16 protein-coding genes are annotated in these 20247 nt (G+C 71.9%); 9 read left to right on the top strand and 7 right to left on the bottom strand.

The window, feature by feature from the left end; genetic code table 11:
* Positions 1–60: 60 nt before the first annotated feature.
* Together AC3EUJ_RS10495 and AC3EUJ_RS10490 are read right to left on the bottom strand one after the other, a co-directional pair.
* The gene (locus AC3EUJ_RS10495) at positions 61–1194 is read right to left on the bottom strand and encodes a DUF3103 family protein (protein ID WP_431960797.1); all 1134 of its coding nucleotides are present in this window, start codon (positions 1192–1194) and stop codon (positions 61–63) included.
* A 202-nt stretch (positions 1195–1396) separates the two neighbouring features.
* On the bottom strand, positions 1397–2014 hold the full coding sequence (locus AC3EUJ_RS10490) for a TetR/AcrR family transcriptional regulator (RefSeq protein ID WP_431960796.1): 618 nt from the start codon (positions 2012–2014) through the stop codon (positions 1397–1399).
* Between the two features lie 193 nt (positions 2015–2207).
* On the opposite strand from AC3EUJ_RS10490, the gene AC3EUJ_RS10485 reads away from it, so the two are divergent.
* From AC3EUJ_RS10485 to AC3EUJ_RS10470, 4 genes are all read left to right on the top strand, one after another.
* Positions 2208–3167, top strand: coding sequence for a tetratricopeptide repeat protein (locus tag AC3EUJ_RS10485; protein ID WP_431960795.1), 960 nt, complete (start codon positions 2208–2210; stop codon positions 3165–3167).
* 620 nt (positions 3168–3787) lie between these two features.
* Complete coding sequence (locus AC3EUJ_RS10480) at positions 3788–4411, top strand: DUF6230 family protein (RefSeq protein WP_431960794.1); 624 nt, start codon at positions 3788–3790, stop codon at positions 4409–4411.
* A gap of 93 nt (positions 4412–4504) precedes the next feature.
* Positions 4505–5116, top strand: coding sequence for a DUF6114 domain-containing protein (locus tag AC3EUJ_RS10475; protein WP_431960793.1), 612 nt, complete (start codon positions 4505–4507; stop codon positions 5114–5116).
* Positions 5106–6383, top strand: a complete 1278-nt coding sequence (locus AC3EUJ_RS10470; RefSeq protein ID WP_431960792.1) for a hydrogenase expression protein HypF — start codon at positions 5106–5108, stop codon at positions 6381–6383. Before AC3EUJ_RS10475 ends, AC3EUJ_RS10470 begins: the two co-directional genes overlap by 11 nt.
* A 117-nt stretch (positions 6384–6500) precedes the next feature.
* On the opposite strand, the gene pyk is transcribed toward AC3EUJ_RS10470, so the two are convergent.
* The 3 genes from pyk to pta all read right to left on the bottom strand — a co-directional run bounded on the left by pyk (position 6501) and on the right by pta (position 11288).
* The gene (pyk, locus tag AC3EUJ_RS10465) at positions 6501–7925 is read right to left on the bottom strand and encodes a pyruvate kinase (protein WP_431960791.1); all 1425 of its coding nucleotides are present in this window, start codon (positions 7923–7925) and stop codon (positions 6501–6503) included.
* A 109-nt stretch (positions 7926–8034) separates the two neighbouring features.
* Positions 8035–9186 (bottom strand): acetate kinase, encoded by a 1152-nt coding sequence (locus AC3EUJ_RS10460; protein WP_431960789.1) that lies wholly within the window; start codon positions 9184–9186, stop codon positions 8035–8037.
* Between the two features lie 23 nt (positions 9187–9209).
* Positions 9210–11288, bottom strand: a complete 2079-nt coding sequence (gene pta / locus AC3EUJ_RS10455) for a phosphate acetyltransferase (RefSeq protein WP_431960788.1) — start codon at positions 11286–11288, stop codon at positions 9210–9212.
* Positions 11289–11446: 158 nt separating this feature from the next.
* On the opposite strand from pta, the gene AC3EUJ_RS10450 reads away from it, so the two are divergent.
* The gene (locus AC3EUJ_RS10450; protein ID WP_431960787.1) at positions 11447–12472 is read left to right on the top strand and encodes an ATP-dependent 6-phosphofructokinase; all 1026 of its coding nucleotides are present in this window, start codon (positions 11447–11449) and stop codon (positions 12470–12472) included.
* A 39-nt stretch (positions 12473–12511) separates the two neighbouring features.
* Here AC3EUJ_RS10450 and AC3EUJ_RS10445 read toward each other — a convergent pair whose 3' ends face one another.
* Both AC3EUJ_RS10445 and AC3EUJ_RS10440 read right to left on the bottom strand, forming a co-directional pair.
* A complete protein-coding gene (locus AC3EUJ_RS10445; RefSeq protein WP_431960786.1) occupies positions 12512–13195 on the bottom strand; it encodes a response regulator in 684 nt (227 codons plus the stop codon).
* Positions 13192–14826: a sensor histidine kinase gene (locus tag AC3EUJ_RS10440; RefSeq protein ID WP_431960784.1), complete on the bottom strand. Its 1635-nt coding sequence runs from the start codon at positions 14824–14826 to the stop codon at positions 13192–13194. Before AC3EUJ_RS10440 ends, AC3EUJ_RS10445 begins: the two co-directional genes overlap by 4 nt.
* Positions 14827–14969: 143 nt before the next feature.
* On the opposite strand from AC3EUJ_RS10440, the gene AC3EUJ_RS10435 reads away from it, so the two are divergent.
* The 4 genes from AC3EUJ_RS10435 to AC3EUJ_RS10420 all read left to right on the top strand — a co-directional run bounded on the left by AC3EUJ_RS10435 (position 14970) and on the right by AC3EUJ_RS10420 (position 20216).
* On the top strand, positions 14970–16343 hold the full coding sequence (locus AC3EUJ_RS10435; RefSeq protein WP_431960806.1) for a cation:dicarboxylate symporter family transporter: 1374 nt from the start codon (positions 14970–14972) through the stop codon (positions 16341–16343).
* 498 nt (positions 16344–16841) lie between these two features.
* On the top strand, positions 16842–17039 hold the full coding sequence (gene fxsA, locus AC3EUJ_RS10430) for an FxSxx-COOH cyclophane-containing RiPP peptide (protein WP_431960782.1): 198 nt from the start codon (positions 16842–16844) through the stop codon (positions 17037–17039).
* 32 nt (positions 17040–17071) lie between these two features.
* Positions 17072–19429, top strand: coding sequence for an FxsB family cyclophane-forming radical SAM/SPASM peptide maturase (locus tag AC3EUJ_RS10425; protein WP_431960781.1), 2358 nt, complete (start codon positions 17072–17074; stop codon positions 19427–19429).
* Between the two features lies 1 nt (position 19430).
* Positions 19431–20216 carry an AAC(3) family N-acetyltransferase gene (locus tag AC3EUJ_RS10420; protein ID WP_431960780.1) on the top strand — a complete coding sequence of 262 codons (786 nt, stop codon included), beginning with the start codon at positions 19431–19433 and terminating at the stop codon, positions 20214–20216.
* Positions 20217–20247: the final 31 nt, after the last annotated feature.

Raw genomic sequence — 20247 nt, 5'->3', positions numbered from 1 at the left:
CCCCCCCCCCCCGCTGCCGTGCCCGCCGCCCCCGGATCCCGGAGGCGGCGGGCATCCGGCTCAGAACTGCTCGACGAAGTACGGCTGGAGGGTCATCCAGCCGTTGCCGCGGGCGCCGTAGCGGGTGCCGTTGTCACTTTGCGCCAGTGTGTACCAGGAGTCGACGTAGTCCGGGTCGTCCGTCCACCAGTCGTCCGGGATGGCGTCCAGGACCGCGTTCACCAGCGGGATGTAGGCGCCCTGGTCGGCGATGGTCAGCAGGACCCCCGCGATGGCCTTGGCCAGGTCGCGGTAGTTGGTGCTGCCGTCGTCCTCCATCATCACGGCGTCGGCGAGGTTGTACTTGTACAGCGACCAGTTGACCAGGATCTGGTTCGGGCTGTACGTCGTCCCGTCGTTGTCCAGGTACGGCATGTCCACGGGGTCGACCCGCACGACGCCGTCCTGGCCGAAGCCCGTGACGAGGGTGTAGATCTCGGCGTCGCCCTTGATCCACGGTTCCTCGTCGTCGGAGAGCCGGACCTGGGTGATGCGCGTGGTCCAGAAGCCGGCCGCGGCCGCCGAGGCCGAGGACGGCGCCGCGGAGCGCTGGGCGGACGAGGTCAGGCCCTGGCGGCCCAGCTCCCCCTGGAGTACGTCCAGGCCCGCGGCCAGTGCCTTGGAGCCGTCGATGTCGACGACGTACACCGGGTGGCTGGGAGCGGTACGGGCGTCGAGGCGGTGGGCCCGGCCCCGGCTGTCGTAGGCGGTGACGGTGCGGACGTCCTCGTCGGTACTGGCCGCGGCGACCCACGGGGTGACGCCGGAGGCCAGTGCCCCGCGCATCGAGTCGTCCCCGAGCCGCAGCCGCAGCAGGGAGCCGACGTCCGCGCCGAGGCCCTTGGCGGCGGCGATCCGCCGGTCGGCGTCGGCGAGCGCGGGCCGCAGCTTCGGGCCCGCGAGCTCGGTGACGGCCACCTCGTCCGAGGCCAGTGCCGCCTGGCGGACACGGGCACGCCATGAGGCGTCGGAGAGGGAGCCGGCGATGGCGCGCGCCGCCTGGTCCTCCGCCACGGTGACGGCGGACGACGGGGCGTGGGCGCGCGGGGCGGCGGTCGCGGGGAGCGCGGTGGCGCTCTGGGCGGCCGTCAGGGCGATCAGCGAGGCGGCGACGGTGGCGACGACGCCGCGCCGACCGGGGTGAGGGTGTCTCACGTGAATCGATCCTCCTGGGGGCGAGCGATCAAAGGACGCACTGACAGGGTGGAACGATGGAACGCCGGACAACGGCCAAGCCTGGCCGCCGGGTTGTCTATGCGAGTAGATGACCCGCCGGTAAGCATGACGATGACATGCCATGCGGGCAAGGGGTGTTGAGGCTCCGAAGAGGAAAGAGAAGCCCAACTCCCGGTGACGGCTAGATCGTCGAGGCGGCCGCGAGCCCGCCCAGCAGGACGGCGGTGAAGCGAGCCGCCCAGTCGGCGTCCACCGGTTCGCAGCTGACGAGCGCGCGGTGCACCACCGCCCCCGCGATGACGTCGAAGATCAGGTCGATCTGCGGCGCGGGGTCGCCGTCGTCCGGCGGGATCTCGCCGCGCTCCTGGGCCCGTCGGCGGCCCTCGATGACCAGGCGCTTCTGCCGGTCGACGATGGCCTCCCGGATCCGCTGCCGCAGGGCCTCGTCGTGGGTGGCCTCGGCGACCACCGCCATGAGCGCGGTTTTGGTGGCGGGCTGTTCCAGCAGGGCCGCGAACTGCAGGACCACGCCCTCCACATCGGCCCGCAGGCTGCCGCGGTCGGGCAGTTCGAGTTCGTCGAAGAGCGCGGCGACCGCGTCCACGACGAGCTCGTTCTTGTTCGCCCAGCGCCGGTAGAGGGTGGTCTTCGCGACCCCCGCGCGGGCCGCGACGTCACCCATCGTGAGCTTGCCCCAGCCGAGCTCGACCAGGGCCTGCCGCGCGGCGTCCAGAATCGCCCGGTCGGCCTCCGCGCTGCGGGGGCGTCCGGTCCTTCTGCCTGTTTCACGCGCGCACATGGCTGGGAACCCTATCCCCGTTGCGTAGGGCGCGGCGGTACAGTTACGCTACGGATCGTATCGAAATGCTGACGGTCACCGCGCGCGAAATGGGGACCTCGCGCCGGGTGGTGCGTCATCGTTCCGCGCCACAGGTGGCGCTTTCGGGGGGGCGATTCCCCGGGAACCGCGACGAGGGGGGAGGATTGGTCTCATGCAGCCACGGAACATGTCCATGAGCGGCGTGGTCGACCTCGCCGCGGTGAAGGCGGCCGGAGAGGCCAAGGCGAAGGCCGAACAGGCCCGCGCGGAAGCCGCCCGCAACGGGGGAGCGCCCGTCGCCCCCGCCCTGGTGACCGAGGTCACCGAGGCCACCTTCGAGAGTGATGTCCTGCAGCGTTCCACCGAGGTCCCGGTCGTGGTCCACTTCTGGACCGACCGCGCGGACGCGAGTGTGCAGTTGCAGGAGGCGTTGGAGCGTCTCGCCGCCTCCTACGCCGGCCGGATCGTCGTCGCGAGGATCGACGTCTATGCGAACCAGCTGCTGGTGCAGCAGTTCGGCGTGCAGGGCATTCCCGCCGTGTTCGCGGTGCTGGCCGGCCAGGCCATGCCGCTCTTCCAGGGCGCCGCCCCCGAGGACCAGATCCGCGAGGTGCTGGACCAACTGGTCGCCGTGGCCGAGCAGCGCTTCGGCATCACGGGCGTGCCGGTCGAGGGCGACGTGGAGGCGCCGGTCGCCGAGGAGCGGCCGCCCACCCCGCAGGAGCTCGCGCTGTCGGCGGCGCACGACGCGCTGGACCAGGGCGACCTCGGTGGCGCGATCCAGGCGTACCGCAACGTGCTCTCGGACGACCCGGGCAACACCGAGGCGAAGCTGGGCCTGGCGCAGGCCGAGTTGCTGCAGCGGGTGCAGGGCGTCGACGCGCAGGCCGTGCGCAAGGCGGCGGCGGACGCTCCGGCGGACGTGGCGGCGCAGGCCGCCGCGGCCGATCTGGACCTGGTCGGCGGCCATGTCGAGGACGCCTTCGGCCGGCTGGTGGACACCGTGCGGCGCACCGCGGGCGATGACCGCAACACCGCGCGGCTGCGATTGCTGGAGCTGTTCGAGGTGATCGGGGCCGACGACCCCCGGGTGACGGCGGCGCGCGCGGCCCTCGCGCGGGTGCTGTTCTGACCTGATCACGTAAGGTGGCCGTGCCTCGAAAGCCATTTCGAGCCCGGAACAAGACCGGCCGCGCTTTACCAAATCTTGATGAAGCGCGGCCGCTGTTACTTCCGGTAAGAGAGTGACGGGATCCTGTCCGGATCTATCACCCGATGGGTGTTTTTCACACCCTCGCCGCAACTACGCAACGTAGCGATTATGGTCTAGGCCATACCTTCCGGGTTATCGCACCGTTACCCGCTAGTAACGACGCCCCTTGTGCAGCGGCGCCGAATGGACCACGATCGGCCAAGCCCGGTCCGTCGCCGAGAAGTCGGCATCCAGTCGTCCGATCGCCGAGCGGGTCCCCACCGGGCCGGGACGCCGAAACTGTGCCAGCAGTGGACGCGGACCGCGGACAGGGGGGTCTCTGCCGTCCGGCAGGGCCTGTCCAGCAGGTTGCGCGAGAGCGTGGCCGTGTGGTTGTCGCTCGGGGGTGATCGCCGATTTTTCGGACAGTGTCGTCCGCTCTTTCCCGCGTGACGGCCGTCGATACGGCGCTCTCCTTCCCGAGGACGTAGCACTTCTCCCATCCCGCCGCAATCCCCGCGATTCCGGCCGGAGATGTACGTCCGAGAAGGAGGAAAGTCATGGAGTCGCTCATCCGCGGCGGTACCAGATGGAAGCGGTTCGCCGTCGTCATGGTGCCCAGCGTCGCGGCCACCGCGGCGATAGGCGTGGCCCTGGGCCAGGGCGCGCTCGCCGCTTCGTTCAGCGTTTCGGGCCAGCAGTTCAAGGTCCAGGCCCAGGACCTGCAGGGTGACGGCTTCGTCCAGTACGGAGCCATCGACATCCAGCACGGTGGCAAGCCGATCCCGGTCGCGGTCTCCGCGTTCGACTCGGCCACGATCACCGGACTGTGCCAGTCGGTGGTCGTGCCGACGCCGATCGGCGACGTCACGCTGAAGCTCGGCGCCGGCAACGGCGGCAAGAAGGTCGAGGCGAAGAACCTCTACATCGACCTCGACCAGCTCGACGCCGACGCGGAGTTCACCGACATCAACATCGGTGTCGCCGCCGGTGACACCTCGCAGGGCCCCGGCATCAAGTCCGGTGACAAGACCGACCCCGGTTCCTTCGCCCAGGAGGCCCGGAAGGCTCACCTCACCGGTGTGCAGCAGACCGCGTGGGCGACCAGCGCGGGCACCTTCAAGCTCAGCGGGCTGAGCATGTCGGTGAAGATGGGCTCCGGCGCGAAGTACGAGTGCTTCTAGCCTGACCAGAGGGGGTGGGGGGCACGGGATGCCCCTCACCCTCCTCACCCCCGACTCTTCTCAAGAAACGCCAGTCCCAGGGAGCTGTTTTCCATGAGCGCCGAGACACACGGACTGAGGGGCCGGTTCGGCTATTGGCGGTTCCGCTTCCGCGTATGGCGCGGACAGCGGCCGTTCTGGGCGGGCCTGCTGACACTGCTGGCCGGACTGCCCATCGCGTACTTCCCGTACGCCCATCTCTCACTCGGCGCGCTGAGCCTGACCATGGCCACCACGGCCGGGTCCGGTTCGCTGATCATCGGCGTGCTGCTGGTCGTACTCGGCCTGACCATGTGGTTCCAGTCGGCGGTGCGCGTCTTCTCGGGCGTCGCGTCCATCCTGCTGTCGCTGGTGTCGCTGGTGGTCTCCAACTTCGGCGGCTTCCTGATGGGCTTCCTGCTGGGCCTCATCGGCGGTGCCCTCGCCGTCGCCTGGGCCCCGGGCGCACCGCCCGCCGAGGGCGGCGCGGACCCGGCGGAACTGCCCGGCAGCGGCAAGGGCGACGACGGTGACGCCGGCTATGTGCCGCCGCCCGGTTCCCCCTATGCGGCGGCCTACGGCGAGTCCCCCGCCGACCCGGCCGCCGGCCAGGAGGAGGCCGCCGCGCAGCACCCGGTGGACGGCGCAGAGACCGTAGACGCGAACGGGAGGCACAGTGCGGGGTGATGAGGTTCAGCCCGCTTCCGGGGTCGCCGCCGGCAGCGGCACCCGTGAGAGAACGGGGCCGCGGCACGCGGCACCGAGGAAGTCGCTGCTGACCAAACTGCAGATGCCGGCGGGCAAGGCGATAGCCCTGGCCGCGATGCCGACGGCGGTCCTGATGGGCATGGGACTGACCCCGAGACTGGCCTCTGCCGACGAACTGCCGAAGAACCCGTTCTCGGGCACGAAGTGCGTCGAGCAGCCCGACGAGCCGTCGGAGTCCGCGACGTCGAGCGTCACCCCGTCGAGCGGTGGCACCAAGACCCCGGTCCAGGCTCCGTCCGGGAGCCCCTCGTCGCACGACTCCTCCTCGGGTTCCGCCGGTTCCGGTGACGAGGGCGGCAAGGGCGGTGAGAGCGGCGGCGGTTCGGCCGGTTCCGCCGGTGGCTCGGGGACGACGGCGCCCGCCCCGTCCGCCTCGCCGTCGGTGACCGAGCAGAGCAACCTGCTGGACCCGCTGGGCGTCGGCGACGCCCTGGGCGATCTGCTGGGGCTCAACAAGGCGAGCACGGACTCCGCCGCCGCGACGCCCTCGGCGACCGCGACGCCCGCCCCGGGCGCGACCTCCGCCGCTCCCAAGCCGGGCGCCTCCACGGGCACGGTGAAGGAGAAGACCGAGGACACCACCGAGGCGCTGAAGAAGACCGTGTCGGAGGCCGCCGAGAAGCTCTCGCAGACCACCGGGAAGGTCGCGGACAGCCCCGCGCCGAGCACCCCGGCCACCTCGGCTGACGGCAAGACCCCGTTCCCGTGCCCGACCCACGACGCGCAGGCCCTGGCGGACGCCGCCTACCAGGAGACGCAGTCGCTGCTGCCGGACGACCCGTGGGTCCTGCACAGCAGCCTGCTGACCCTGACCGGGCTCGACTACAAGGGCATCGTCGAGGTCAAGACCTGGAGCGGCAAGGTCAAGAAGGTCCTGAAGTTCACCGCCACCGGCGTGGACATCAAGGACCTGCAGCAGGAGGTCGTGGGGCCGAACGGCACTGTCGGCCACGTGGACGCCCGCAAGGGCAGCACCTCCACGATCCGCAACGGCACGGTGACGATGTACACCGAGTCGCTGAAGGGCAACCTCTTCGGGCTCATCCCGATCGAGTTCACCCCGGACACCCCGCCCCCGGTCAATGTGCCGGCCGCGTTCTTCACCAACGTCACGGTCGAGCAGGCCGGCCAGTTCGGCGGCACGCTGAAGGTCCCCGGCATGCACGTGTACAACACCGCGGACTGAGCCGGGCCGCACAAAACCCCCTCCGGGGGCCGCGCAACAGGAAACGGCGGAGGGCACCGTCCCCACAAGGGGAGGTGCCCTCCGCCGTTCCCGTGTTCCGGGCGGCCCGGCGGCCGGTCAGACCGCGCGGTGGCCGAGGTGGTGGACCCGCACCAGGTTGGTGGTGCCGGGGACGCCGGGCGGGGAGCCGGCCGTGATGATCACGGTGTCGCCCGCGGTGTAGTCGCTGAGCTTCAGCATCTCCTGGTTGACGATCTCGACCATCTCGTCGGTGGTGTTCACGTGCGGGACGACGGTGGTCTGCACGCCCCAGGTGAGCGCCAGCATGTTGCGGGTCGACTCGTCGGTCGTGTACGCCACCACCGGCTGCGGCACGCGGTAGCGGGCCAGCCGGCGGGCCGTGTCGCCGGACTTGGTGAAGGCGACCAGGGTCTTGGCGTCCAGGTAGTCCGCGAGTTCGGCGGCGGCGCGGGCGACGGCGCCGCCCTGCGTGCGCGGCTTGCGGCCGTTGAGCGGCCACAGGCCCTGCTTGAGCAGCTCGACCTCGGCCGCCTCGATGATCCGCGACATGGTCTTCACGGTCTCGATCGGGTACTTGCCGACGCTGGACTCGGCGGACAGCATGACCGCGTCCGTGCCGTCCAGGATCGCGTTGGCGACGTCGGAGGCCTCGGCGCGGGTCGGACGGGAGTTGGTGATCATCGACTCCATCATCTGGGTCGCGACGATCACCGGCTTGGCGTTGCGGCGGCAGAGCTCGATCAGCCGCTTCTGCACCATCGGGACCTTCTCCAGCGGGTACTCCACCGCCAGATCGCCGCGGGCCACCATGACGCCGTCGAAGGCCGCGACGACGTCCTCCATGTTGTCGACCGCCTGCGGCTTCTCGACCTTGGCGATGACCGGCACGCGACGGCCGACCTCGTCCATGACGCGGTGGACGTCGCGGACGTCCTTGGCGTCGCGGACGAAGGAGAGCGCCACCATGTCGACGCCCATGCGCAGTGCGAAGCGCAGGTCCTCGATGTCCTTCTCGGACAGGGCGGGCACGTTGACCGCGGCGCCGGGCAGGTTGATGCCCTTGTGGTCGGAGATGACGCCGCCCTCGACGACCAGGCAGCGGACCCGCGGGCCCTCGACCTCGATCACGCGCAGCGCGACGTTCCCGTCGTTGATCAGGACGGGGTCGCCGGCGCGGACGTCGGCGGGCAGGCCCTTGTAGGTGGTGCCGCAGATGGTCTTGTCACCGGGCACGTCCTCGGTGGTGATGACGAACTCGTCACCGGCGACCAGCTCCACGGGACCGTCCGCGAAGGTCTCCAGGCGGATCTTGGGCCCCTGGAGGTCGGCCAGCACGCCGATGGCACGTCCGGTCTCCACGGAGACCTTGCGCACCCGCTGGTAGCGCTCCTCGTGCTCGGCGTGGCTGCCGTGGCTGAAGTTGAAGCGGGCCACGTTCATCCCGGCCTCGGCCAGCGTCTTCAGCTGGTCGTAGGAGTCGACGGCGGGACCCAGGGTGCAGACGATTTTCGCTCGGCGCATGAGGACGATCCTATCGGGTTTGTTCCGCTCCGGAATTTTCCCGTGCGGGGGAGGCATGGACGGTGCGGACGGCGGCCACAGACTAGAGCCTCCGGGTGGCCTCAACGAGTCACCGGCCGGTCACCAGCGAGTACGTCTGTCGTGCGATCTCCAGTTCCTCGTCGGTGGGGACGACCGCCACCGTCACCCGGCTGCCCCCGGCGGACACCACGCGGGCGGCGCTGCCGCGCACCGCGTTGCGCACCGGGTCCAGCTCGATGCCCAGGCCCTCCAGACCGCCCAGCGCGGCCGCCCGGACCGCCGCGGAGTTCTCGCCGACGCCCGCCGTGAAGGCGATCGCGTCGACGCGGCCCAGCACGGCGGTGTAGGCGCCCACGTACTTGCGCAGCCTGTGGGCGTAGACGTCGAAGGCGAGCTGCGCGACGGCGTCGCCCTCGGCCATCCGGCGGGCGATCTCCCGCATGTCGTTGTCGCCGCACAGGCCCAGCAGGCCCGAGCGCTTGTTGAGCAGGGTGTCGATCTCCGACACTTCCATCCCGCCCACCCGGGCCAGGTGGAAGACCACGGCCGGGTCCAGGTCCCCCGAACGGGTGCCCATCACCAGGCCCTCCAGCGGGGTGAGCCCCATGGAGGTCTCCACGCACTCCCCGCCGCGCACGGCCGAGGCGGAGGCGCCGTTGCCCAGGTGCAGGACGATGACGTTGACCTCGGCCGGGTCCCTGCCGAGCAGCCGGGCCGTGGCGCGGGAGACGTACGCGTGCGAGGTGCCGTGGAAGCCATAGCGGCGCACCTGGTGGGCGTCGGCGGTCTCCCGGTCGATCGCGTAACGGTAGGCGTGCTCGGGCATGGTGGAGTGGAAGGCGGTGTCGAAGACCGCGACCTGCGGCAGGTCCGGGCGCAGCTCGCGGGCGACCCGGATGCCGGTGACGTTCGCCGGATTGTGGAGCGGGGCGAGCGGCACCAGTTCCTCGACGGCGGCCAGCACCTCGTCGTCTATCAGCGTCGGCGCGGTGAAGCGCGTGCCGCCGTGCACGACCCGGTGGCCCACCGCGGCCAGTGCCGGGGAGTCCAGGCCCAGACCCCGGGCGGCGAGCTCCTCCGCGACGGTCTTCAGCGCCTCGGCGTGGTCCGCGACCCCGCCCGGCTCGCCGATCCGCTCGACGATCCCGGCCGCCGGCCGGCGGCCGTCGGCCATGTCCAGCAGCTGGTACTTCACCGACGAGGAGCCGGAGTTGAGGACGAGAACGCGGGTAGCGGTCACGGTGCCTTCCCTGTTGTGGCCGGTCACCGGTCGCCCTGGGCCTGGATGGCCGTGATGGCGACGGTGTTGACGATGTCCTGGACCAGCGCGCCGCGCGACAGGTCGTTGACGGGCTTGCGCAGGCCCTGCAGCACGGGGCCGACCGCCACCGCGCCCGCCGAACGCTGCACCGCCTTGTAGGTGTTGTTGCCGGTGTTGAGGTCCGGGAAGATCAGCACGGTGGCGTTCCCGGCGACCTTCGAGTCCGGCAGCTTGGTGGCCGCGACCTTGGCGTCGACGGCGGCGTCGTACTGGATCGGGCCCTCCACCAGCAGGTCGGGGCGCCGCTGCCGGACCAGTTCGGTGGCCCGGCGCACCTTGTCCACGTCGGCGCCCGAGCCGGAGGTGCCGGTGGAGTACGACAGCATCGCCACCCGCGGCTCGACGCCGAACTGGGCGGCGGTCTCGGCGGACTGGATCGCGATGTCGGCCAGTTGCTCGGCGTCCGGGTCCGGGTTGACCGCGCAGTCGCCGTACACCAGCACCCGGTCGGCCAGGCACATGAAGAAGACTGAGCTGACGATGGACGCCCCGGGCGCGGTCTTGATGACCTCGAAGGCGGGGCGGATCGTCGCCGCGGTGGAGTGCACGGCGCCGGAGACCATGCCGTCGGCGAGACCCTGCTGCACCATCAGCGTCCCGAAGTAGGAGACGTCGGCCACGACGTCGTACGCCAGCTCGTAGCTGACGCCCCGGTGGGCACGGAGCCTGGCGTAGAGCTCGGCGAAGTTCTCGCGCAGCGGCGAGGTCTGCGGGTCGGTCAGCGTGCAGCCGGGGACGTCGACATTGATGCCGAGCTCGGCGGCCCGCTTGCGGATGGCGTCCTCGTCGCCGAGCAGGACGAGGTCGCAGACGTCCCGGCGCAGCAGGACCTCGGCCGCGTGCAGGATGCGCTCCTCGGTCCCCTCGGGGAGGACCACCCGGCGGCGCCCGGAGCGGGCCCGCTCGATCAGCTCGTGCTCGAACATCATCGGGGTGACGCGCTCGCCGCGGACCACCGAGAGCCGCTCGGTCAGCTCGGCGCCGTCCACGTGCTTCTCGAAGAGCCCGAGCGCGGTCTCCGCCTTGCGCGGGGTGGCCGCCCCCAGCCGGGCCTCCAGGGCGAAGAGCTCGGCGGCGGTCGGGAAGCTGCCGGTCGGCACCGACACGACCGGGGTGCCCGGGGCCAGCCGGGCCGCCAGTGCCATGATCTCCGGGCCGGGCACCTCGTCCAGGGTGAGCAGGATGCCGGCGATGGGCGGGGAGCCGGCGGAGTGCGCGGCCAACGAGCCGATGATCAGGTCCGCCCGGTCGCCCGGAGTGATCACCATGCAGCCGGGGGTCAGCGCGCGGATGAAGGTCGGCAGCATCGCACCGCCGAAGACGAAGTTCATCACGTCCCGGGACAGGCCGCTGTGGTCGCCGAGCAGCACCTCCGCGTGGAGCGCCTCGACGACCTGGGCGACGGTGGGGGCCGACAGCGCGGGCTCGTCGGGCAGCACGTACGCGGGGACCGGCAGCCGGCGGCGCAGCCGCGTCGCCGCCTCCTCCAGCACCTCGCGCGGCACCCGGTTGGCGATCATGGCGACGATGTCGCAGCCAAGCCCGGTGTAGGACAGGTGTGCGTTGCGGACCTCGTCCACGACCGAGTCCGCGGTCTGCTCGCGGCCGCCGACCACCGGGATCACCGAGGCGCCGAACTCGTTCGCCAGCCGGGCGTTGATACCCAGCTCACCGGGGAGGTTGGTCTCGTGGAAGTCCGAGCCGAGGACGAGCACGGTGGGGAACTCCGCGGCCACCAGGTGGTAGCGGTCCACCAGGCGGGCGATGAGCGCGTCCCGGCCCTGTTCGGCCTGGAGCGCTGCCGCCTCCTCGTAGCTCAGGCCGTGGGCGGTCGCCGGGTCCTGGGTGAGCCGGTAGCGGCTGCGCAGCAGCTCGAACATCCGGTCGGGCGTGTCGTGGACGAGCGGCCGGAACACCCCGACGCGGTCCACCTGCCGGGTCAGCAGCTCCATCACGCCCAGCTCGACGACCTGGCGGCCGTCCCCCCTCCCGATTCCCGTTACGTACACGCTGCGCGTCACGCGCTCTCTCCGTTCCTGCCCGGCGTGATCCACCCAGACGGGTGGCGGATACCTCTTGACATTACCGTTCGGTGTGCGTATGGCGCGCGGCGGGTGCGGTGCGGACCTACGATGCGAAAAGGCGACCGTACACGCGACCGGAGGGAGCGTGGAGCGCCATGCGCATCGGAGTGCTCACCGCCGGCGGCGACTGCCCCGGACTCAACGCCGTGATCCGCTCGGTCACCCACCGCGCGCTGACCTACCACGACGACGAGGTCATCGGCTTCGAGGACGGCTTCAAGGGACTGCTGGAGGGCCACTACCGTCCGCTCGACCTCAACTCCGTCAGCGGCATCCTCGCCCGGGGCGGCACCATCCTGGGCTCCTCCCGGCTGGAACGCGCCCGGCTGCACGAGGCCGCCGACAACTGGCGCACCCTGTGCTCCGGCTTCGGGCTGGACGTCCTCATCCCCATCGGCGGCGAGGGCACGCTCACCGCGGCCCGGCTGCTCGCCGACGCCGGCATGCCGGTGGTCGGCGTCCCCAAGACCATCGACAACGACATCTCCGCCACCGACCGCACCTTCGGCTTCGACACCGCCGTCACCGTCGCCACCGAGGCGATCGACCGCCTGAAGACCACCGCCGAGTCCCACCAGCGCGTCATGGTCGTCGAGGTCATGGGCCGGCACGCCGGCTGGATCGCCCTGGAGTCCGGCATGGCCGGCGGCGCACACGGCATCTGCCTGCCGGAACGGCCCTTCGACCCCGCCGACCTCGTCGCGATGGTCGAGGAGCGCTTCGCCCGCGGCAAGAAGTTCGCCGTCATCTGCGTCGCCGAGGGTGCCCACCCCGCGGAGGGCACCATGCCGTACGCCCACGGCGAGATCGACGTCTACGGCCACGAGCGCTTCGCCGGGATCGGCACCCGGCTCGCCGGCGAGCTCGAACAGCGCATGGGCAAGGAGGCCCGCCCCGTCATCCTCGGCCACGTCCAGCGCGGCGGCGTCCCCACCGCGTACGACCGCGTGCTGGCCACCCGCTTCGGCTGGCACGCCGTGGAGGCCGCGCACAAGGGCGCCTTCGGCTGCATGACGGCGCTGCGCGGTACCGCGGTGGAACTGGTGCCGCTCGCCGACGCGGTGATGGTGCTCAAGCGGGTGCCCGAGGACCGTATGCAGGAGGCGGAGTCGGTGTTCTGACGCCTCGTCCGCAGCTCTCGCGCCGCCCGGCCGGGCGGCTCACGGGCGGCGCTGCGGGGCCCAGCGGTAGGTGAGCTCCGGCCTGCCGACCTGGCCGTACTGCGGAGCGCGGACCGCGCGGCCGGTCTCCACCAGGTGCTCCAGGTAGCGGCGGGCCGTGATCCGGGAGACGCCGACGGCCTGGGCCGCCGAGTTCGCCGACAGGCCCTCCGCCGCCTCGCGCAGCGCCGTCGTCACCGCCTCCAGGGTGGGGCCGCTGAGGCCCTTGGGAAGCACCGAGCCCTCTGGGTTGCGCAGCGCCGCCAGGGCGCGGTCCACCTCGTCCTGGCCCGAGGCCTCGCCGCCGGCGAGCTCGTCGCGGTAGCGCGCCCAGCGCTCCAGACGGTCGCGCAGGGTGGGGAAGGTGAAGGGCTTCAGCAGGTACTGCACCACCCCGACCGAGACGGCCTGCCGCACCACGCCCAGGTCGCGGGCCGAGGTCACCGCGACCACGTCGGCGGTGTGCCCGGCCGCCCGCAGCGTGCGCACCACCTGCAGCCCGTGCCCGTCGGGCAGGTTGAGGTCGAGCAGGATCAGGTCCACCTGGTGCCGTTCGAGCGCGCGCAGTGCCGCGCCCCCGGAGTGGGCCACCGCGGCCACCGTGAACCCCGGCAGCCGCTCGACGTACAGCCGGTGGGCGTCCGCCGCCACCGGGTCGTCCTCGACGACCAGCACCTTGATCACGTCCGCACCTCCCCGCGCAGCGGCAACCGTACGGTGAAGGAGGCACCGCCGCCCAGCGCCCGGTCCAGATCCACGCTGCCGCCCGTGCGCCGGGCGGTCTGCTCGACGAGCGCGAGGCCGAGGCCGTGCCCGTGGCTCTTGGTCGTCCAGCCGCGCCGGAATACCTCGCGCACCACGGCGGGGTCGACCCCGCGCCCGCTGTCGGTGACCCGCAGCAGCAACTCGCCCTCGTCGGCGCGGGCGGTGACCTCGACGTGCGGGCGTGCGGTCGTCTGCCCGGCGCCCTCGATGGCCGCGTCCAAGGCGTTGTCGATGAGGTTGCCCAGGATGGTGACGAGGTCCCGGGAGGTGAGCGAAACGGGCAGGACCCCGTCGTCGATGCGGCTGTCATCGGTGACCGTCAGCTCCACGCCGCGCTCGTTCGCCTCGGCCGCCTTGCCCAGCAGCAGCGCGGCCAGCACCGGTTCCGCGACCGCCGCCACCACGCGGTCGGTCAGCGCCTGGGCGAGTTCCAGTTCGGCGGTGGCGAACTCCACCGCGTCCTGGGTGCGGCCCAGTTCGATCAGCGAGACGACCGCGTGCAGCCGGTTGGAGGCCTCGTGCGCCTGCGAGCGCAGCGCCTCGGCGAAGCCGCGCACGGAGTCCAGCTCGCCGGTGAGTGACTGCAGGTCGGTGTGGTCCCGCAGGGTCACCACGGTGCCGCGGCGCTCCCCGCCGCGCACCGGCGAGGTGTTGACCACCACCACCCGCTCCGCGGTCAGGTGCACCTCGTCCATCCGCGGCTCGGCCGCCAGCAGCGCGCCGGTCAGCGAGGCGGGCAGCCCGAGGTCGGCGACGTACGAGCCCACCACGTCCCCGGGCAGGCCCAGCAGTTCACGGGCGGCGTCGTTGCACAGGGCGACCCTGCGGTCGGCGTCCAGCAGGATCAGGCCCTCGCGCACCGCGTGCAGGGTCGCCTGGTGGTAGTCGTACATGCGGCTCAGCTCGTCCGCGGCCATGCCGTGTGTGTGGCGGCGCAGCCGGGCGTTGGCGAAGTAGGTGCCCAGGCCCCCGACCGCCAGGGCCGCCGCGGCGATCCCGATGAGCGCCGCCAGCTGGTCCCGGACCCGGTCGCTGATGGCCTCGACCGTGATGCCGACGCTGACCAGGCCGACGATCCGGCCGTCGTCGTGGACGGGGGTGACCACGCGGACGGACGCGCCCAGCGTGCCCGTGTAGGTCTCCGTGAAGGTGCCACCGCGCTGGGCGCGTTCTATGTGCCCGAGGAACCGGTGGCCTATCTGCTTGATGTCGGGGTGCGTCCAGCGGATGCCGTCCGGTCTCATGATGGTGATGAAGGACACGCCGGTGTCGCGCCGGACCTGCTCCGCGTACGGCTGGAGCGTGGCGGTGGGGTTGGCGCCGCGGATCGCCGCCGCGACCGAGGGGGCGTCGGCCACCGCCCGCGCCGCCGCCGTGACCCGGTCCTCCGCGGCGTCCTCCGCGCGCTCGGCGGCGCCCACGTAGACGAGCACCGCGATGCCCGCGACCACCATGGCCACGATGACCACCTGCATCGCGAACAACTGGCCTGCCAGGCTGCGCGGGCGGCGGCGCGGCCGGGGGCGGCGGAAGCGGGTCGGGAGCGGCATGCCCACCAGTGTGCACAGGTCCCGCGAACACAATGAACGCAAACGTGACCTGGCTCACTGCGCGGGCGCATAGTCACCGGGACCTATCCAATCGCGGGCGTCCCGGGACGACGTCCGGATGGACCGAGGAGACGAAGGTGTCAGTGCCGGTACAGAGCCGTACCCAGGGTCGCAGGGACCGCACCCATTTCCTGTACATCGCGGTGGTCGTCGCCGCGATCGCCGGCGCCGTGCTCGGGATGGTCGCGCCCGACGCGGCCGTCGAGCTCAAGCCCATAGGCACCGGGTTCGTGAACCTGATCAAGATGATGATCTCGCCGATCATCTTCTGCACGATCGTGCTGGGCGTGGGCTCGGTCCGCCAGGCCGCCAAGGTCGGCAGGGTCGGCGGCCTCGCCCTCGGCTACTTCGTGGTGATGTCCTTCGTCGCCCTGGCCATCGGCCTGGTGGTCGGCAACGTCCTCCAGCCCGGCGACGGGCTGCACCTGACCGACGCGCTCAAGGACGTGGGCCAGGCGCAGGCCGAGGACGCCCCGGCCGAGACCCTGCCGGACTTCGTGCTGAGCATCATCCCGGTCACCCTGGTCTCCGCCTTCACCGAGGGCCAGGTGCTGCAGACCCTGCTGGTCGCGCTGCTGGTCGGCTTCGGCCTGCAAGCCCTGGGGGCGGCGGGCGAGCCGATCCTGCGCGGTGTCGGCCACATCCAGAAGCTGGTCTTCCGCGTCCTGTCCATGATCATGTGGGTGGCCCCGATCGGTGCCTTCGGCGCGATCGCGGCGGTCGTCGGCTCGGCGGGCGTGGACGCCCTCAAGGCACTCGCCACGATCATGCTCGGCTTCTACGTCACCTGCCTGATCTTCGTCGTGGTCGTGCTCGGCCTGATGCTCCGCTTCTTCGCCGGGGTCAACCTCTTCCAGCTGCTGAAGTACCTCGGCCGGGAGTTCCTGCTGATCGTCTCCACCTCGTCCTCGGAGTCGGCGCTGCCCCGCCTGATCGCCAAGATGGAGCACCTGGGCGTCAGCCGCCCGGTCGTCGGCATCACCGTGCCGACCGGCTACTCCTTCAACCTCGACGGCACCATGATCTACCTGACCATGGCCTCGCTGTTCATCGCCGACTCGATGGGCCAGCCGCTCTCCATCGGGCAGCAGATCACACTGCTGCTGTTCATGATGGTCGCCTCCAAGGGCGCCGCCGGTGTCACCGGCGCGGGCCTGGCGACCCTCGCCGGGGCGCTCCAGTCGCACAAGCCCGCCCTGGTCGACGGCGTCGGTCTGATCGTCGGCATCGACCGCTTCATGAGCGAGGCGCGCGCCGTCACGAACTTCGCGGGCAACGCCGTCGCCACGGTGCTGATCGGCACGTGGACCAAGGAGTTCGACCGTGAGCAGGCCCGGCGGGTGTTCGCCGGCGAGCTGCCCTTCGACGAGACCACGCTGGTCGACGACGGCCACGGCACGGTCCCCGGGCCCGCCGCTCCCGCGGGCAACGACAAGGAACCGGTCACGACGGCCTGACCGGGCGCCACCCCCTGAACGGTCCCGCCGGGCGGATCCCCCCTCCGCCCGGCGGGACCCGTTGGTGTGCGGGGCAGGGGCCGCCCACCCGATCGGCCCAGGCCTGGCGAGATTTTTCCCGGGGTGCGCCGAGCGCGTTCGGACCGCTGAACGAGCGGGCGCGAGGGGCTTGCGCGCTGGGCGGGCACCCCACGGTGCGACACGCCGGAAGCCGTGACGAGGGGGTCCGTGCGGAGCGGCGCTCGTTCCACTCCAGAAACTTGGTCTCGAATCGGAAAAGCGCTCAACTCCTGTCTTGAATAAGGGAGATAATCACACGGCCCGGCGTTGGGGGTGGGGAGTACGCGTGTCTGATGACCTTGACGAAAACGTGCACTTGTCACGGCTCGCTCGTTATGCGTGTGCGTCGCCTTTCGGTGTCCGGGATGAGATATTTGCCGCATTCCGGACAAATGGTGTGCGCGCGCCAACGCACCCTGAGTGAACGAGGTCCCCGCTATGACTGCCACCCCCACCGTGACGGCCGAAAACGACGCCCGGACCAGGCGTCCGCACACGCGGCGGAGGATCCCGCTGGCGGAGCTGGCCTCCCGCGGCAGTTCCGTGGCCACTCCGGCCCTCGGCCGGGTGATGCCCGCCGCCGCCTCCGCCGGGAGCGTTCCGGTCGCGGCCTTCCAGTCGTTCAGCAGCAAGTAGGCCCGACCGACTCGGGGGCCCGGGCCGCGGTCATGGAGACATCAGCACCGGCCAGAGCGCTGTCGCAATTCGTGCTGAAATTGCATAGCCGGTGCGATTTGGCGTGTGATCACTGCTACGTCTACGAGCACGCCGACACCAGCTGGAAGACGCGTGCCCGGGCCACCCCCGACGAGGTGTTCGACCGCGTGGCCGCACGGATCGCCGAGCATGCCGCCGCGCACCGGCTCCCCGCCGTCCAGGTGGTCTTCCACGGGGGCGAACCCCTGCTGGCAGGCCCGGCCCGCATCGAGCGGGCCGCCTCGGCGTTACGCGGGGCGCTCGACGGCGTGTGCGCCCTGGAGCTCGGCATCCAGACCAATGCCGTCCTCCTGGACGAGCGGTTCTGCGACGTCTTCGACGAGTTCGGCATCTCGGTCGGCGTCTCCCTGGACGGCGGCCGGGCCGAGAACGACCGCCACCGGCGGTTCGCCGACGGGCGCGGCAGCTACGACCGGGTGGTGGCCTCGATCGGGCTGCTCCGCGAGCCGCGCTACCGCCATCTGTTCGGCGGACTGCTCTGCACCATCGACGTGGAGAACGATCCGCTGACGGTGTACGAGGCCCTGATGGCGCTCGAACCGCCCCGCATCGACTTCCTGCTGCCCCACGCCACCCACGACGTCCCGCCCGCGCGTCCCGGTGGCGCACCGGCGCCCTACGCGCAGTGGCTGCTGACCGTTCACCGCCGCTGGGTGGCGGAGGGGCGCCCGGTGCCGGTGCGGGTCTTCGACTCCGTGCACCGGATGCTGCGCGGCGAGAGCAGCCTCGTGGAGTCGATCGGCACCGACCCGGTCGACCTCGTCGTCATCGAGACCGACGGGAGCTTCGAGCAGGCCGACTCGCTCAAGACCGCCTACGACGGCGCCCCGGCCACCGGGATGGACGTGTTCGCCCACTCCCTGGACCAGGTCGCCGCCCACCCCGGCATCGCGGCACGACGGCAGGGCAAGCAGGGGTTGTGCGACCAGTGCCGCCGCTGCCCGGTCGTCGACGTCTGCGGCGGGGGACTGTACGCGCACCGCTACCGAACCGGGTCGGGATTCGCGAATCCGTCCGCGTACTGCGGTGACCTGATGGCATTGATCCTCGGCATCCGCGACGCCGAGGAGACGGAACGGGAGAATCCGGTGAGCACCGCCTCGGGGCAGCAGCCCCAGTCCTCGCTGACCGAGGACCAGATCGACCAGCTGGCCGCCGGGTACGGCGACGCCGCGACGGTCGCCGCGCTCGCCGCCGAGCAGCTGGAGATCACCCGCGGGCTGCTCACCGCCGTCTGGGAGCGCGCTCCCCGGGACGGCAGGACCGCCGCGGTCTGGCGGGTGCTGGCCGAGGTCGACCAGGCCGCGCCCCAGGCCCTGGACGAGGTGCTCGCCCACCCCTACGTGCGGCCGTGGGCCCGGCACTGCCTGGAGACGGCGGGCGACGGCGGGGCGGACGTCGCGGGGCTCGCCGAGTTCGCGGCCGCCGCCGTGGTCCGGGCCGCGGGCCGGTACCAGGCGACCGTGCGGGTGCCGGTACGCGACGGCGCGGTCCGGCTGCCGGGGCTCGGCCGTGTCCTGGCCGGCGCCCCCGACGGGGCGGAGGCCGAGGTCGCCGCCACCGCCGGCGGCTTCGGTGTGAGCGTCGCCGGCCGTACGGTGAGGATCGCCGCGAACGACCCCGGTGACGCGCGGTGGCACCCCGTCCGGCGGGTCGGCCCGGCCGGCTGGAGGGTGGCGCTGGAGGACACCGACCCCTACCGCGACGCCCACCAGTGGCCCCTGGTGCCACGGCAGGACGAGGCCGAGGTCAGGGCCTGGCACGAGGACCTGACCGCCGCCTGGGACTTCCTCGGCCGTGAACTGCCCGGCTACGTACCGGGGCTGGCCGCCGGGCTCGGCACCGTCACCCCGCTGGTCCCGCCGGGCGACGGCAGCGACGTCAGCGGGGCCGCCCGGCAGGCGTTCGGCGCGGTCGGCATCGCGCGGCCCGCCACGCCGCACACGCTGGCGCTGCTGGTGGCCCACGAGTTCCAGCACGTGAAGCTCGGTGCCGTGCTGGACCTGATGGACCTGTACGACCCGGAGGACACCCGGCTCTTCCACGCGCCGTGGCGCCCCGACCCGCGCCCGCTGGAGGGGCTGCTGCAGGGGACGTACGCGCACATCGCCGTCGCCGAGTACTGGCGCGCGCTGACCCGCCGGGGCGTCCCGGAGGCGGCCGCGACCTTCGCCCGCTGGACCCGCGAGACGGCGGAGGCGGTCGACCGGCTGGCCGACAGCGGATCGCTCACCCCCCTCGGCAAGCGCTTCGCGGACCGGATGGCCGGCACCGTCGCCCCCTGGCTGTCCGAACTGAACGGGGCCTGAGGTGCACACTCTGGAAAGCCTGACCCGGGATCTGCGCGCACTGGGCGTCGAGGCCGGGGACGTGCTGCTCGTCCAGGGCTCGCTGAAGTCGATCGGCTCGGTGGAGGGCGGCGTACGCACCGTGGTCGCGGCCCTGCGGGCGGCGCTGGGGGACCACGGCACCCTGGTCGCGTACGCGGCGACCCCGGAGAACTCCGTGACCTCCCGGGTCGACCGGCAGCGCACGGAGGGCATGAGCGACGCGGAACTGACCGCGTACCGCGACGCGATGCCCGCCTTCGACCCGCTGACCACCCCCGTCTCGCCCAGCGTGGGGCGGCTCGGCGAGGAGGTCAGGCTGCTCCCGGGCGCGCTACGCAGCGCGCACCCGCACACCTCCTTCACCGCCTTCGGCCCGGCCGCGCGTTTCGTCACCGACGGCCACACGCTGGAGAGCCACCTGGGCGAGGACTCGCCCACCGCCCGGCTGTACGACCTGCGGGCCCGCGCCCTGCTGATCGGCGTGGACCTGTGGGTCTGCACCGCCTACCACCTCGCCGACTACCGGGCGGTCCCGCCGCCGGACCGCCCGTACCAGGCCCTGGTGCGCACGGAGGACGGGGGCAAGGAGTGGGTGCACTTCGAGGCGCCGGACATCGACGACCGCCATTTCCCGCGGCTGGTCCCGGTGGTGGCGAGCCAGTGCGCGGTGCTGGACGGCCCCGTCGGCGACGCGCCCTGCCACCTCGTGCCGATCGCCGACGCCGTGGACGAGATCGCCAAGTGGCTGGTGAACAACGGCCGTTGACGGGAGCCAGGGCAAAAATGATGGTCATGCG

The organism is Actinacidiphila sp. bgisy160, from assembly GCF_057707815.1.
This window is presented reverse-complemented; position numbering and strand designations above follow the sequence as displayed.

What these genes read in the sequence shown, in the direction of transcription:
- AC3EUJ_RS10490 (WP_431960796.1), bottom strand. Translation starts at nt 2,014, where the DNA reads ATGTGCGCGCGTGAAACAGGCAGAAGGACCGGACGCCCCCGCAGCGCG.
- AC3EUJ_RS10485 (WP_431960795.1), top strand. Translation starts at nt 2,208, where the DNA reads ATGCAGCCACGGAACATGTCCATGAGCGGCGTGGTCGACCTCGCCGCG.
- AC3EUJ_RS10480 (WP_431960794.1), top strand. Translation starts at nt 3,788, where the DNA reads ATGGAGTCGCTCATCCGCGGCGGTACCAGATGGAAGCGGTTCGCCGTC.
- AC3EUJ_RS10475 (WP_431960793.1), top strand. Translation starts at nt 4,505, where the DNA reads ATGAGCGCCGAGACACACGGACTGAGGGGCCGGTTCGGCTATTGGCGG.
- pyk (WP_431960791.1), bottom strand. Translation starts at nt 7,925, where the DNA reads ATGCGCCGAGCGAAAATCGTCTGCACCCTGGGTCCCGCCGTCGACTCC.
- AC3EUJ_RS10450 (WP_431960787.1), top strand. Translation starts at nt 11,447, where the DNA reads ATGCGCATCGGAGTGCTCACCGCCGGCGGCGACTGCCCCGGACTCAAC.
- AC3EUJ_RS10440 (WP_431960784.1), bottom strand. Translation starts at nt 14,826, where the DNA reads ATGCCGCTCCCGACCCGCTTCCGCCGCCCCCGGCCGCGCCGCCGCCCG.
- fxsA (WP_431960782.1), top strand. Translation starts at nt 16,842, where the DNA reads ATGACTGCCACCCCCACCGTGACGGCCGAAAACGACGCCCGGACCAGG.
- AC3EUJ_RS10425 (WP_431960781.1), top strand. Translation starts at nt 17,072, where the DNA reads ATGGAGACATCAGCACCGGCCAGAGCGCTGTCGCAATTCGTGCTGAAA.